9 protein-coding genes are annotated in these 13254 nt (G+C 62.0%); 3 read left to right on the forward strand and 6 right to left on the reverse strand.

Going from position 1 to position 13254, the window contains the following annotated elements:
- Nucleotides 1-5 precede the first annotated feature (5 nt).
- The 6 genes from narI to ACWNZ1_RS05450 all read right to left on the reverse strand — a co-directional run bounded on the left by narI (nt 6) and on the right by ACWNZ1_RS05450 (nt 9491).
- On the reverse strand, nt 6-686 hold the full coding sequence (gene narI / locus ACWNZ1_RS05425) for a respiratory nitrate reductase subunit gamma (RefSeq protein ID WP_135845155.1): 681 nt from the start codon (nt 684-686) through the stop codon (nt 6-8).
- Nucleotides 679-1434 carry a nitrate reductase molybdenum cofactor assembly chaperone gene (narJ, locus tag ACWNZ1_RS05430; RefSeq protein ID WP_135845154.1) on the reverse strand — a complete coding sequence of 252 codons (756 nt, stop codon included), beginning with the start codon at nt 1432-1434 and terminating at the stop codon, nt 679-681. Before narJ ends, narI begins: the two co-directional genes overlap by 8 nt.
- 2 nt (nt 1435-1436) lie before the next feature.
- Entirely contained in the window at nt 1437-2975 is a 1539-nt protein-coding gene (gene narH / locus ACWNZ1_RS05435; RefSeq protein ID WP_025213361.1) for a nitrate reductase subunit beta, read from the reverse strand.
- Between the two features lies 1 nt (nt 2976).
- Entirely contained in the window at nt 2977-6750 is a 3774-nt protein-coding gene (locus tag ACWNZ1_RS05440; RefSeq protein WP_456027468.1) for a nitrate reductase subunit alpha, read from the reverse strand.
- 64 nt (nt 6751-6814) lie between these two features.
- Nucleotides 6815-8212 carry a NarK family nitrate/nitrite MFS transporter gene (locus ACWNZ1_RS05445; RefSeq protein WP_135845152.1) on the reverse strand — a complete coding sequence of 466 codons (1398 nt, stop codon included), beginning with the start codon at nt 8210-8212 and terminating at the stop codon, nt 6815-6817.
- The gene (locus tag ACWNZ1_RS05450; RefSeq protein ID WP_406550168.1) at nt 8190-9491 is read right to left on the reverse strand and encodes an MFS transporter; all 1302 of its coding nucleotides are present in this window, start codon (nt 9489-9491) and stop codon (nt 8190-8192) included. The genes ACWNZ1_RS05445 and ACWNZ1_RS05450 overlap by 23 nt, the downstream gene beginning before the upstream one ends.
- Nucleotides 9492-9797: 306 nt before the next feature.
- Between ACWNZ1_RS05450 and ACWNZ1_RS05455 the strand changes: the two genes are divergently transcribed.
- The 3 genes from ACWNZ1_RS05455 (at nt 9798) to ACWNZ1_RS05465 (ending at nt 13138) form a co-directional block, all read left to right on the forward strand.
- Nucleotides 9798-11597: a HAMP domain-containing protein gene (locus ACWNZ1_RS05455; RefSeq protein ID WP_256452738.1), complete on the forward strand. Its 1800-nt coding sequence runs from the start codon at nt 9798-9800 to the stop codon at nt 11595-11597.
- On the forward strand, nt 11594-12241 hold the full coding sequence (narL, locus tag ACWNZ1_RS05460) for a two-component system response regulator NarL (protein WP_123413743.1): 648 nt from the start codon (nt 11594-11596) through the stop codon (nt 12239-12241). The genes ACWNZ1_RS05455 and narL overlap by 4 nt, the downstream gene beginning before the upstream one ends.
- Nucleotides 12242-12460: 219 nt before the next feature.
- Nucleotides 12461-13138, forward strand: a complete 678-nt coding sequence (locus ACWNZ1_RS05465; protein WP_135845149.1) for a Crp/Fnr family transcriptional regulator — start codon at nt 12461-12463, stop codon at nt 13136-13138.
- Nucleotides 13139-13254 lie beyond the last annotated feature (116 nt).

The following is a 13254-nucleotide window of genomic DNA, read 5'->3' on the forward strand; positions in this document are numbered from 1 at the left end:
TCTCCTCAAAACTTCTGCCGAACGATTTGATAACGACGTCCCAGGTACCAGACCGGCGCACTGACGATGTGGACCAGACGAGTGAACGGGAACAACACGAACAGCGTCAGGCCCAGCAGCACATGGAGCTTGTAGACCAAGCCCACCGGTGCGATGGCCGTAGCCGCTTCCACCGGACGCAACAGCACGGTGTTCTGGGCCCAGTCGGCCAGCATCACCATTACCGAACCGTCCATGTGGGCGGTGGACGCGACGATGGTCAGCAACCCCAACACCAGTTGCACCAGCAGCACCACCAGCACCAGAATGTCCGAGGTACTGGACGTGGCGCGGACCCGTGGGTCGGTCAGGCGCCGATTGATCAGCATCACCAGGCCGATCAGGCCCAGGACACCGAAGAAGCCGCCGGAGACCATCGCCAACAACTGCTTGTTCTCGGTGCTCAGCACATGGTGGTAAATCGCCGATGGCGTCAGCAGCCCGACGAAGTGCCCGGCCAGCACGAACAGCACGCCGACGTGGAACAGGTTGCTCGCCACGCGCATGCCACGATTGCTCAGCATCTGGCTGGAACCGGCCTTCCAGGTGTACTGGGACAGGTCGAACCGCGCCCAGCTGCCGAGCAGGCAAATCGCCAAGGCGATATAGGGGTAGACCCCGAACAACAACAGATCCCATTTAGACATTACCCACCTCCCCGGCAGGCGCAGCGGCCCGCCCTTCATGCTGAAAATCCACCCAGTGCAACGGCACCGCGCTTTCGTCCCGCGCCTTGCCCGGCGCGCTCGGCAGTGAACTGCAACGGTCCTGCTGTTCGGCTTTCATGAAATCCACCGCCTCCTCTTCCCAGATCCTGTCCAGGGCTTCGAGTGAGTCGTCCCGTGGCTCGGCCTTCACTTGCTCACGCAACTCGGCCACCGCCACCTGAGGCTCGGCCCCAGCGATTTGCAACAAGGCCCGGAAGCAACTGGCGTAGGCGCTTTCACGCTCATCCAGGCGCGCCGCAAGCAAGGCCAGCAGGTGCGCCACATCGGCCAGGCCCTCTCGGGCCTCGATGTCTTCGCGAGTGGACAGGAACTCCAGGTACAGCGGGATGTAATCGGGCAGCTCCTTGACGCCGATGGCAAAGCCGGCCTCTTCGTACTGGGCCATCATGTCCACCATGGCCTGGCCGCGGTCGCGGGACTCGCCGTGGACGTGTTCGAACAACAGCAGCGACAGCGAACGGCCCCGGCCGAACAGCGCGCCGTAATGCTCCTGGCCGTCCATCAGGTCCTTGCCGCAGATCACCTCGAGCAACTCGAACAACCCGGCGCGCTGGTTCGGACTGATTTCCCGCGCCTGGAGAATCGCTTGTTCCAGCTCATCCCGAGCGGCCACCAGGGTCTCGGTCGGATAATCGAGCAGCAACGAAATCACTTTGAGAATGCGCATGCTCACTCCTCCCACAACTGCACGGTTTTGATCACGTCGCGGCGGTTGGCTTTCTTGCCGCCGAACATGTTGGTGTCGGAACTGCCGCTGCAACCGCTACCAAAGCTGAAGCCACAACCGGAGCGTTCGGCGAACGCATCGCTCATGGCGTCTTCGCGGTGGGCGCTTGGCACGACAAACCGATCTTCGTAGTTGGCAATGGCCAGGTAGCGGTACATCTCTTCCACCTGGTTCACGCTCAAGCCGACGTCGGCCAGCACTTGCAGATCCTGCACGCCGTCCACTTGTTCGGAACGCTTGTAGGCACGCATCGCCAGCAGGCGCTTGAGGGCGCGCTTGACCGGTTTTTCATCGCCAGCGGTGAGCATGTTCGCCAGGTAACGCAGCGGGATGCGCAGGCTGTCGACATCCGGGATCACCCCGTTCATGCCCACGGTGCCAGCGGCGGCCGCGTTTTGGATCGGCGAGAGTGGCGGCACGTACCAGACCATCGGCAAGGTGCGGTACTCCGGGTGCAGCGGCAGCGCGAGCTTCCAGTCCACGGCCATTTTGTAGACCGGCGAGCGTTGCGCCGAGTCGATCACCGACTGCGGCACGCCATCGGCCAGGGCCTGGCGAATCACCGCCGGGTCATTCGGGTCGAGGAAAATCTCCAGTTGTTTTTCGTACAGGTCCTGCTCATTGGCGGTGCTGGCCACTTCGCTGATGCGGTCGGCGTCATACAGCAGCACACCGAGGTAACGAATCCGTCCGACGCAGGTTTCAGCACAGACCGTCGGCATCCCGGCTTCGATGCGCGGGTAGCAGAAAATGCATTTTTCCGACTTGCCGCTCTTCCAGTTGAAATAGATCTTCTTGTACGGGCAGCCGCTGATGCACATGCGCCAGCCGCGGCACTTCTCCTGGTCAATCAGGACAATGCCGTCCTCTTCGCGCTTGTAGATCGCGCCGCTCGGGCAGGACGCCGCGCACGCCGGGTTCAGGCAGTGCTCGCACAGACGCGGCAGGTACATCATGAAGGTGTTTTCGTACTCGCCGTAGATGTCCGCCTGGATCTTGTCGAAGTTCTTGTCCTTGCGCCGTTTGGCGAATTCGGTGCCGAGGATTTCCTCCCAGTTCGGGCCCCATTCGATTTTCTGCATGCGCTTGCCGGACACCAGTGAACGCGGCCGCGCGGTGGGCTGATGCTCGCCCAGCGGCGCGGTGTGCAGGTGCTGGTAGTCGAAGTCGAACGGTTCGTAGTAATCGTCCAGGCTCGGCAGGTCCGGGTTGGCGAAGATGTTCGCCAGCACGCGGAACTTGCCGCCAATGCGCGGGTTGATCGAACCGTCGGCGTTGCGGATCCAGCCACCCTTCCACTTGTCCTGGTTTTCCCATTCCTTGGGATAGCCGATGCCCGGCTTGGATTCGACGTTGTTGAACCAGGCGTATTCCATGCCTTCACGGCTGGTCCAGACGTTTTTGCAGGTAATCGAGCAAGTGTGGCAGCCGATGCATTTGTCCAGGTTCAGGACCATGCCGATTTGTGAGCGAATTTTCATCTCAGTTCTCCTCGATATCAGTCGGCAGTGGACGCGGCAGATCATCGCCACTGGAACCATCGAGCCAATCGACTTTGGACATCTTGCGCACCACGACAAACTCGTCGCGGTTGCAACCGACCGTGCCGTAATAGTTGAAGCCATAGGCCTGTTGCGCATAGCCACCGATCATGTGGGTGGGCTTGAGCACCACGCGGGTCACCGAGTTGTGGTGGCCGCCACGGGTCTTGGTGGTTTCCGAGCCGGGCACGTTCACGATCCGTTCCTGGGCGTGATACATCATCACCATGCCTTCCTTGACCCGCTGGCTGACCACCGCCCGGGCGGTCAGCGCGCCGTTGACGTTGAAGCATTCGATCCAGTCGTTGTCCTCGATACCGGCGCGCTTGGCGTCGATTTCCGAGAGCCAGACAATCGGTCCGCCACGGCTCAAGGTGAGCATCAGCAGGTTGTCGCTGTAAGTGCTGTGGATGCCCCACTTCTGGTGCGGGGTGATCCAGTTCAGGACGATCTCGGTCTGGCCATTGCTGCGCTTGCCCTTCACGCCTTCGATGGTGCGGGTGTTGACCGGTGGCCGGTAGCTCATCAACTGCTCGCCGAACGCCTGCATCCACGGGTGATCCTGGTAGAACTGCTGGCGGCCGGTGATGGTGCGCCATGGGATCGACTCGTGGACGTTGGTGTAGCCGGCGTTGTAGCTCACGTGATCGTCTTCCAGGCCAGACCAGGTCGGGCTGGAAATGATCTTGCGCGGCTGGGCCTGGATGTCGCGGAAACGAATCGCCTCGTGCTCCTTGGCAATGGCCAGGTGGCTGTGGTCGATGCCGGTGAACTCCGACAGTGCAGCCCAGGCTTTCACCGCGACATGGCCGTTGGTTTCCGGGGCCAGGGACAGGATCACTTCGGCAGCGTCGATGGCGCTGTCGATCTTCGGCCGCCCTTGACTGATACCCGCCTCGACTTCCTTGTGGTTCAGTTCGCCGAGGAATTTAACTTCAGTGTCGGTGTTCCAGTTGATGCCCTTGCCACCGTTGCCGAGCTTCTCGAGCATCGGGCCCAGGGAGGTGAACTGCTTGTAGATGTTCGGGTAGTCGCGCTCCACCACCTGCAGGTTCGGTGCGTTCTTGCCCGGGATGGGCGCCACACCGGCACTTTTCCAGTCGGTGCCGCCAAAGGGTTGGGCCAGCTCGCCGACGCTGTCATGCATCAACGGCACGGTGACCAGGTCTTTCTCGACGCCCAGGTGGCCGACCGCCATGGCGGAAAACGCCTTGGCGATGCCTTTGTAGATTTCCCAGTCCGAACGCGACTCCCAGGCCGGATCGATAGCGGCCGACAGCGGGTGAATGAACGGGTGCATGTCCGAGGTGTTCATGTCGTCTTTTTCGTACCAGGTGGCGGTCGGCAAGACGATGTCGGAATACACGCAAGTCGAGGACATGCGGAAGTCCAGGGTAGTCACCAGGTCGAGCTTGCCAATGGCGCCCTCGTCGACCCATTCGGCCTCGGTGGGCTTGCACTCGGTGCTATGGCCGATGTCTTCGTTCATCACGCCGTTCTTGGTGCCCAGCAGGTACTTGAGCATGTACTCGTGGCCCTTGCCCGAGGAGCCCAGCAGGTTGGAACGCCAGATGAACATGTTGCGCGGGAAATTCACCGGGCTGTCGGGCTGCTCGCAGGCAAAGCGCAGGGAACCGTCCTGCAGTGACTTGACCACGTAGTCCTTGGGGTCCAGGCCAGCGGCGGCGGCATCGCGGCAGATGTGCAGCGGGTTGGTGTTGAGCTGCGGCGCGCTCGGCAACCAGCCGGCCCGTTCGGCGCGGATGTTGTAGTCCAGGGCGTGCTCGGGGAATTGCGATTTGTCGGCCAGGGGCGAGAGCACATCGTGCATGCTCATCTTCTCGTGGCGCCATTGCGAACTGTGGCCGTAGAAGAAGCTCGTGCCATTCATCTGCCGTGGCGGACGGTTCCAGTCCAGGCCGAAGGCCAGGGGCAGCCAGCCGCATTGCGGACGGAGTTTTTCCTGGCCGACGTAGTGGGCCCAGCCACCGCCGGTCTGGCCGACGCAACCGCAGAGCATGAGCATGTTGATCAGCCCACGGTAGTTCATGTCCATGTGGTACCAGTGGTTCATCGCCGCACCGACGATGATCATCGAGCGTCCACGGGTCTTGTCGGCGTTGTCGGCGAACTCGCGAGCGATCTGGATCGCTTTCTCGCGGCTCACGCCAGTGATCTGCTCTTGCCAGGCCGGGGTGCCAGGCACCGAGGCATCGTCGTAGTCCTTGGCAACGTTGGCGCCACCCAGGCCACGGTCAATGGCCAGGTTGGCCGCCGACAGGTCGAATACAGTGGCGACTTTCGCCACGCTGCCATCGGCAAGCACCACGCTGTGTACCGGCACCCGACGGAACTGCACCGCGTCACCGGCCACGTGCTGGAAGTACTCCTGGGCTTCACCGGCAAAATACGGGAACGCCACCTCGGCGACGTCGCCACCGATCAGGCTCAGCTTGAGGTCGATCTCACGCCCTGCGCCGCCTTCACGGGGCAGGATGTTCCACTTGCCCTTCTCGCCCCAGCGATAGCCGATGGAGCCTTGGGGCGAAACCAGTTCGCCGTCGGCATCCAGGGCAATGGTTTTCCATTCCGGGTTGTTGTCCTGGCCGAGGTTGTCGGTCAGGTCGCTGGCGCGCAGGAAACGGTCCGGCTGATAACCGGCACCCGGCGCTGCGCCGAGCATCGGCTTGAGCATCACCAGCACCGGCAAGTCGGTGTAGCGCTTGGCGTATTCGGTGAAATAGGCGCTAGGCTTGTCCAGGTGGAATTCTTTGAAGATCACATGGTTGAAGGCCTGGGCCAGCGCGGCGTCGGTGCCCTGCTTGGGGTTGAGCCACAGGTCGGTGAGCTTGGCGACTTCCGAGTAATCCGGGGTGATCGCCACGGTCTTGGTGCCCTTGTAGCGCACCTCGGTGAAGAAGTGCGCGTCGGGGGTACGGGTCTGCGGAACGTTGGAGCCCCAGGCGATGATGTAGTTGGAGTTGTACCAGTCGGCCGATTCCGGCACGTCGGTCTGCTCACCCCAGACCATCGGCGAGGCCGGTGGCAAGTCGCAGTACCAGTCATAGAAACTCAGGCACACGCCACCGATCAGCGAAAGGTAACGCGAACCGGCGGCATAGCTGACCATCGACATCGCCGGGATCGGCGAGAAGCCGACCACGCGGTCCGGGCCGTGTTCCTTGACGGTGTAGACGTTGGCCGCGGCAATGATCTCGTTGACTTCCTCCCAATTGGAACGGATGAAACCGCCCATGCCACGCTTGCTTTTATAGGCGTCAGCCTTGGCCTTGTCCTCGACAATGCTGGCCCAGGCCTCCACTGGCGGCAGGGTCTGCCGGGCTTCGCGCCACAGTTTGAGCAATGGCTTGCGGATCTTCGGGTACTTGAGCCGATTGGCACTGTAGATGTACCAGCTGTAGCTGGCGCCACGAGGGCAGCCGCGCGGCTCGTGATTGGGCAGGTCGTTGCGGGTACGCGGGTAGTCAGTCTGCTGGGTTTCCCAGGTGATCAGGCCGTTCTTGACGTAGATTTTCCACGAGCACGAACCGGTGCAGTTCACCCCATGGGTGGAACGCACGATCTTGTCGTACTGCCAGCGGGAGCGGTAGACGTTCTCCCAGTCGCGGGACTCCTTGCGGGTCTCGCCATGACCGTCGGAAAACTCGCCTTGCTTGCGGTTGAAAAACCGCAGTTGATCCAATAAATGACTCACAGTGTGTTCCTCTCAGGCTTGCTCCGCGGGGTCTGCGCCCCGCCCACGCAGGTTTAGGTTCGGCTTAGCAAGGTGTCGCGGCGCCCTTGCGGGCGTACCACCACCAAGTCACCACGATGCAGCTCAGGTAAAAGCCGACGAACATGTAGAAGGCCATCTCCGGGCCGCCGGTCAGGGCCATCGAAGTGCCAAATGATTTGGGAATGAAGAACGCCCCGAAGGCGCCCATGGCCGAGCTGAAACCCAGCACCGCGGCCGATTCCTTGCCGGCGTTCTTGAGCGCTTGCTCGCGTACCTCGGGCTTTTTGCCCAGGGCGGCTTTTTCATGCAGGGTGCGGAAGATCACCGGGATCATCCGGAAGGTGGAACCGTTGCCCACGCCGGTGGTGATGAACAGCAACATGAACATGCCCAGGAAGCCGTAGAAGCTGCCGCCCTGGCCGTTCTGCGGCAAAAAGTGCAGGACGCCGAAGACCATCGCGATCATCAGGACGAAGTTCCACAGGGTGACCTTCGCCCCACCGAGCTTGTCCGCCAGCCAGCCGCCCAGTGGCCGCACCAAGGCACCGACCAGCGGGCCGAGGAAGGCGAATTTCAGCGCGATGACTTCCGGGAACGAGGTCTTGATCAGCAGTGGAAAGGCGGCAGAGAAACCGATGAACGAGCCGAAGGTTGCCAGGTACAACCAGCACATCAGCCAGTTGTGCTTGCGCTTGAAAATCACTGCCTGCTCGCTGAACGAAGCGCGGGCGCTGGACAGGTCGTTCATGCCGAACCAGGCAATCAGGGTCACGGCGAGGATGAACGGCACCCAGATGAAACCGGCGTTTTGCAGCCACAACGAGCTGCCGTCGGCCAACACCTGTGGCTGGCCGCCCATGAAGCCGAACACACCGAAGGAGATCACCAGCGGCACGCTGAACTGCATCACCGACACACCCAGGTTACCCAGCCCGGCGTTCAGGCCCAGGGCGGTGCCCTGCTGGGACTTGGGGTAGAAGAAGCTGATGTTGGACATGCTCGAGGCGAAGTTGCCGCCCCCAAAACCGCAGAGCAGCGCGATCAGTACGAACACGCTGTAAGGCGTGGCCGGATCCTGCACGGCGAAGCCCATCCACAGCGCAGGCACCAGCAGCGACGCGGTGCTCAGGGCGGTCCAGCGGCGACCGCCAAAGATCGGCACCATGAACGAATAGAAGATGCGCAAGGTCGCGCCGGACAGCCCCGGCAGGGCCGCCAGCCAGAACAGCTGGTCAGTGGTGAAGCTGAAGCCGATGGCGTTCAGGCGCACGATCACCGTGCTCCAGACCATCCACACCGCGAAGGCCAACAACAGCGCCGGGATGGAAATCCACAGATTACGGCGTGCGGTCTGTTTGCCGCTGCGGCCCCAGAATGCAGGGTCTTCCGGGCGCCAGTCATGAATGACCGGGCCTTTTTCAGGCGTTTGCAGAACGGACATGTTCTTCTCCTTGGGCAATGCTGGAAAACGGGGACTGACTGGCCGGCGCTTGTTTACCCAGCAGCGGGCGCTTGCGCACTTCGCTCAGGTACATCCAGATCAGGGAGACCCAGACCACGCCGTACATCAACATGAAGCAGGACGAGCGCACGCCGGTGAGGTCCACCAGGGCGCCAAACATGATCGGCAGCACGAACCCACCCAAGCCGCCGGCCAGGCCGACGATGCCGGACACCGCGCCCATGTTTTTCGGGTAGTCGTTGGCGATGTATTTGAAGACCGAGGCCTTGCCGAACGCGAAGGCGATGCCCATCACGAACAGCAGCACGGTGAACAGCGTGGCGCTGAGGCCGATGTGGAAGTCGACGAGGCCGTTGACGGTCTGCACTTGCAGTTGGGTCTGGGGGTAGGACAGCAGGAACAGGCAGATCCAGCTGACCCACAACACCCACCAGGTCACGCTCTGGGCACCCCAGCGGTCGGACATCCAGCCGCCGACGGCCCGCAGCACGCCGCCGGGCAGGGAGAAACACGCCGCCAGCAGCGCTGCGCTTTGCAGGCTGAAACCGTATTCCTGCACGTAGTACTTGGTCATCCACAGGGCCAGGGCCACGTAGCCGCCGAACACGATCGAGTAGTACTGGCAGTAGCGCCACACCGCCGGTTCTTTCAAGGTTTTCAATTGCTCGCGCAACGTGGCGCCGCCAGTGCCGCTGTGTTCCTTTTTCTCGCTGGTGAGAAACCAGAACAGCAGCGCAGTGATGAACAGGATGGCGCTGAACACTTTCGGCACCAGGTGCCAGGAGCCGAAGGCGATCAACGCCGGAGCGAGGAACTTGGTCACCGCAGCCCCCGCGTTGCCCGCACCGAAGACGCCCATGGCGAAACCCTGGTTCTGCTTGTCGAACCATTTGGCGACGTAGGCGATGCCCACCGAGAACGAACCACCGGCCAGGCCGACGAACAGGCCCAGCACCAGGAACTGCCAGAAAGCGGTCGCCAGGGTGATCAGGTACAGCGGCAACACGCAGGAGAGCATCAGCAGGAAGAACACGATCCGTCCGCCAAAGCGGTCGGTCAGAAGGCCCAGGGGCAAACGCACCAGCGAACCGGTCAGCACCGGGGTGGCGGCCAACAGGCCGAATTGGGTTTCGTTGAGGGCCAGCATTTCCTTGATCGGGACGCCGAGCACGGCAAACATCATCCAGACCATGAAGCACACGGTGAAGGCCAGGGTACTCATCCCTAGTACCAGCCCTTGTTGCATTTGCGCTCGCATCACGATGCACTCCGTCAGTTCGATGAGCGCAGCCTAGTGATGCGAACCCCGCAAAAACTTGACCTGGGTCAACGTGCCCCAAGGCGGTACTGGCCTATGCTTGGCCCGTCTACCTCTAAGGAGGTAGACCCTGATATCGATAAAACCCTTTGTTTATCAACATCTTGATCACGTCCGCCGAAGCTTTTATCGAAACGGAGCGGCGGGCAACTCTTTAGAGGTAGTACGCCAGGGATCGGCGACTACACCCCAGGTCCAGGCGTCGCCCATGTTCGGGTTTCAGATTTTCTTGCAGAGTCAGCCTCAATGATGGGCTGGCTGCGCAGCTCCCTGCCCGCTCGCGCCGGCGTGGCGGTGATCCTCATCGCCATCCTCGCCCTGGCCAGTTCGTTGAGCGCCGGGTTGATCGCCTGGTTCAGCCAGGGCGACGCCGCGGCCATCAACACCGCCGGCTCCGTACGCATGGAGACCTACCACCTGAGCTGGAAACTGGCGGCCGGGGCCACCGATGAGGTCCCGGTGATCATCGACAGCCTGCAACAGCGCCTCGACAGCCCCGCCCTGCGCGCCGTGTTGGAAGATGGGCCGACAACCTCCCTGCACCAGAGCTACCAGAACCTTGTGCAACGCTGGAACCAGACCTTGCGACCGGCCATCGAGCGCGGCGATGCGGCGTTTTTCCAGGCCAGCGCCAGCTCTTTCGTTGAGCAACTGGACCAGTTCGTCACCCTGCTGCAACGCCAGAGCGAACACAAACAGGGCTGGCAACAGACGATCCAGGGCATGGCGCTGTTCAGCACCATGATCATCCTGCTGATCGGCCTGTATGAGTTGCAGTACGGCGTGGTCACACCCTTGCAGGAACTGGTGGAAGCCACCCAGCGCTTTCGCCGTGGCGAGTTCCAGGTACGGGTCAATCATCAATCCGAGGATGAGTTGGGCCAGTTGGCGACGAGCTTCAACACCATGGCCGAGACCATCGAGCAATCCCACCGCACCTTGGAAAACCAGGTCCAGCAAAAGACCCTGAACCTGCAACAGGCCAATGCCGCCCTGGAGTTGCTGTATCAGAGCAGCCGCAACCTCGCCACCCGCCAGGCCAACGCCGAAGGGCTCGATGAATTGATCCGGCGCTTCCAACAGCGACTCCCTGGCCTGCGTCTGTCGCTGTGCCTGCAAGGGCAATTGCAGGCACCGGCCCGGCAACTGCTGGCCCTGCATGGCGCCAACAGCCGCGAGGTGTGCGCCAGCAGCGATTGCGCCACCTGCCAGAAACATCACACCGCTCGTCCGCAGACGTTCAGCATCAGTAACCAGGGCAATGAACTGGGTGAACTCAAGGCGCATTTTGTCGACGGCCACACGGCGCAACCCTGGGAAACCGCACTGATCCAAGCCTTGGCGAACCTGATTGGCACATCACTGTCGCTCAAGCGCCAGCGTGAACAGGACCATCGCCTGCTGCTGCTCGATGAACGCACGATCATTGCCCGCGAGCTGCATGATTCCCTGGCCCAGGCTTTGTCGTACATGAAGCTGCAAGTCAGCCGCATGCAGACCCTGATGCGTCGGGGCGAGCCGGTGCAGACCCTGGAGACCGTCACCGGCGAACTGCGCGAAGGCCTCAACAACGCCTACCGCCAGTTGCGCGAATTGCTGACGACCTTCCGCCTGCAGATCCACGACGACGGCCTGGTCGAGGAGCTCAAGGACACCGCTGAAGAGTTCTCCAACCGAGGCGACTTCAAGGTGCACCTGTTCGTTGACACCCTGGCTTTCGAGCTGTCAGCCAGTGAGCAAATCCACATCCTGCAGATCACCCGTGAGGCCCTGTCCAACTGCCTGCGCCATGCCCATGCCGAGAACGCCTGGCTCGAACTGCGCCAGGAAGGCGAGACGGTGCGGCTGTCGATCGAAGACGATGGCCGGGGCTTTAGCGGCGAGGTCGACCAGCGCGAACACCATGGGCTGAACATCATGAACGAACGGGCCCGCAGCCTGCGCGGCCAATTGCAGATTCTCTCCCGAGCCCCCCAGGGCACCCGTATCCAGGTGCATTTCCAACCGGAATTCCTGGGCCAACACACCGAAGGCCTCGCAACATGAACGCCCCTCTGCGTCACACCCTGCTATTGGTCGACGATCACCCGATGATGCGTCGCGGGATCCGCCAGATGCTTGAGCTTGAAGACGATTTGCAGATCGTCGGCGAAGCCAGCCACGGCGAAGAAGCCCTGACGCTGATCGAACCGCTCAAGCCCGATCTGGTGCTGCTGGACAACAACATGCCGCAGATGAACGGCATCGAAACCCTGCGTCGGCTACGCGCCATGCACTACACCGGCAAGGTGTTGCTGTTCACCGTGTCCGACGCCGAAGACGACATCCGCGATGCCCTGCGCCTGGACGCCAACGGCTACCTGCTCAAGGACATGGAGCCTGAACTGCTGATCCAGTACATCCGCGACGCCCTCAACGGCGCGCTGGTGATCAGCCCCGGCCTGACCCGCGTCATGGCCCAGGCCCTGCGCTCCCCGCCGCGCCAGACCGATGTGGAACTGACCGAGCGCGAACGCCAGGTGCTCAAGACCATTGCTGGCGGCTACAGCAACAAAGTCATCGGCCACAAACTGGGCATCACCGAAGGCACGGTCAAGGTCCATGTGAAAAACCTGCTGCACAAGCTCGGCCTGCGTTCACGGGTCGAAGCGGCCGTATGGGCCATGGAGCATCTGCGCGGAGCGGGCTAGCCCAGCCAACACATCCCCCCCCTGTGGGAGCACAGCTTGCTCGCGATGGCGGTGGGCCAGACAACTCAATACTGACTGATCCGACGCTATCGCGAGCAAGCTTTGCTCCCACAAGGTTTGTGTCTTGAGCGGGGGCCCATCCCTCTTCCGAGGTAGGCCTGCCGAGGCATAGGCCGACGGCGCCCTGGGCCCTACCATGAGGGTACGCGGAGGTACGCCATGCTGACTCACCCTTCCATCGTTTTACTGTTGCGCCGTCACCACTTGTTCAGCCAGTTGCCGGAGCGGATTTTCGAGGAAGTGTGCAACCTCGCCGTCCTCAAGCGCCTGCCCTGCAACAGCACGCTCATGCATCAGGGCGACCCGGCCAAGCGGTTTTTCCTGCTGGTCAGTGGGCAGATCAAGTTGTATCGGGTCACCGGCGAAGGCCAGGAAAACCTGGTGGAGATCATCCAGCCCGGCCAGACCTTCGCCGAGGCCCTGCTGTTCAGCCAGGCCAAGTGCTACCCGGTCAGCGCGTCGGCGATCAAGGACAGTGTGCTGGTGAGTGTCGAAGGCAACCATTACCGAAACGCCCTGGAAGACCAACCAAAGGTCTGCCTGGCAATCCTGGCGAGCATGAGCATCCATCTGCACCAGCGCCTCAAGGACATCGACAACCTGACCCTGGCCAGCGCCAGCCGGCGCGTCATCAACTTTCTGCTTCAGGAGCGCGATCCCCGTGACGGCCAGTTGGTGCTGCAGGTGTCCAAACGCCTGGTGGCCTCCAAGCTGGGGATTCAGCCGGAGACCTTCTCGCGCATTCTTCATCGCCTGGTGGATGGCGGCCTGATTGCCATGGAACGGCGCAACATTCGCATCCTGGCCGAGGATGAGCTGGAGGCTTACCAGCAGTAGGAGCTGTCGAGTGCAACGAGGCTGCGATCTTTTCCCAGACACTTGATTCTCAAGCGAAAGATCAAAAGATCGCAGGCTTCGCCAGCGCCTACAGGACCCAGCGGGAGCAAGCGCCC

The organism is Pseudomonas sp. CFBP 5748, from assembly GCF_053850495.1.

Coding starts and splice junctions, on each gene's coding strand:
- narI (WP_135845155.1), bottom strand. CDS start 686: ATGTCTAAATGGGATCTGTTGTTGTTCGGGGTCTACCCCTATATCGCC.
- narJ (WP_135845154.1), bottom strand. CDS start 1,434: ATGCGCATTCTCAAAGTGATTTCGTTGCTGCTCGATTATCCGACCGAG.
- narH (WP_025213361.1), bottom strand. CDS start 2,975: ATGAAAATTCGCTCACAAATCGGCATGGTCCTGAACCTGGACAAATGC.
- ACWNZ1_RS05445 (WP_135845152.1), bottom strand. CDS start 8,212: ATGTCCGTTCTGCAAACGCCTGAAAAAGGCCCGGTCATTCATGACTGG.
- ACWNZ1_RS05450 (WP_406550168.1), bottom strand. CDS start 9,491: ATGCGAGCGCAAATGCAACAAGGGCTGGTACTAGGGATGAGTACCCTG.
- ACWNZ1_RS05455 (WP_256452738.1), top strand. CDS start 9,798: ATGATGGGCTGGCTGCGCAGCTCCCTGCCCGCTCGCGCCGGCGTGGCG.
- narL (WP_123413743.1), top strand. CDS start 11,594: ATGAACGCCCCTCTGCGTCACACCCTGCTATTGGTCGACGATCACCCG.
- ACWNZ1_RS05465 (WP_135845149.1), top strand. CDS start 12,461: ATGCTGACTCACCCTTCCATCGTTTTACTGTTGCGCCGTCACCACTTG.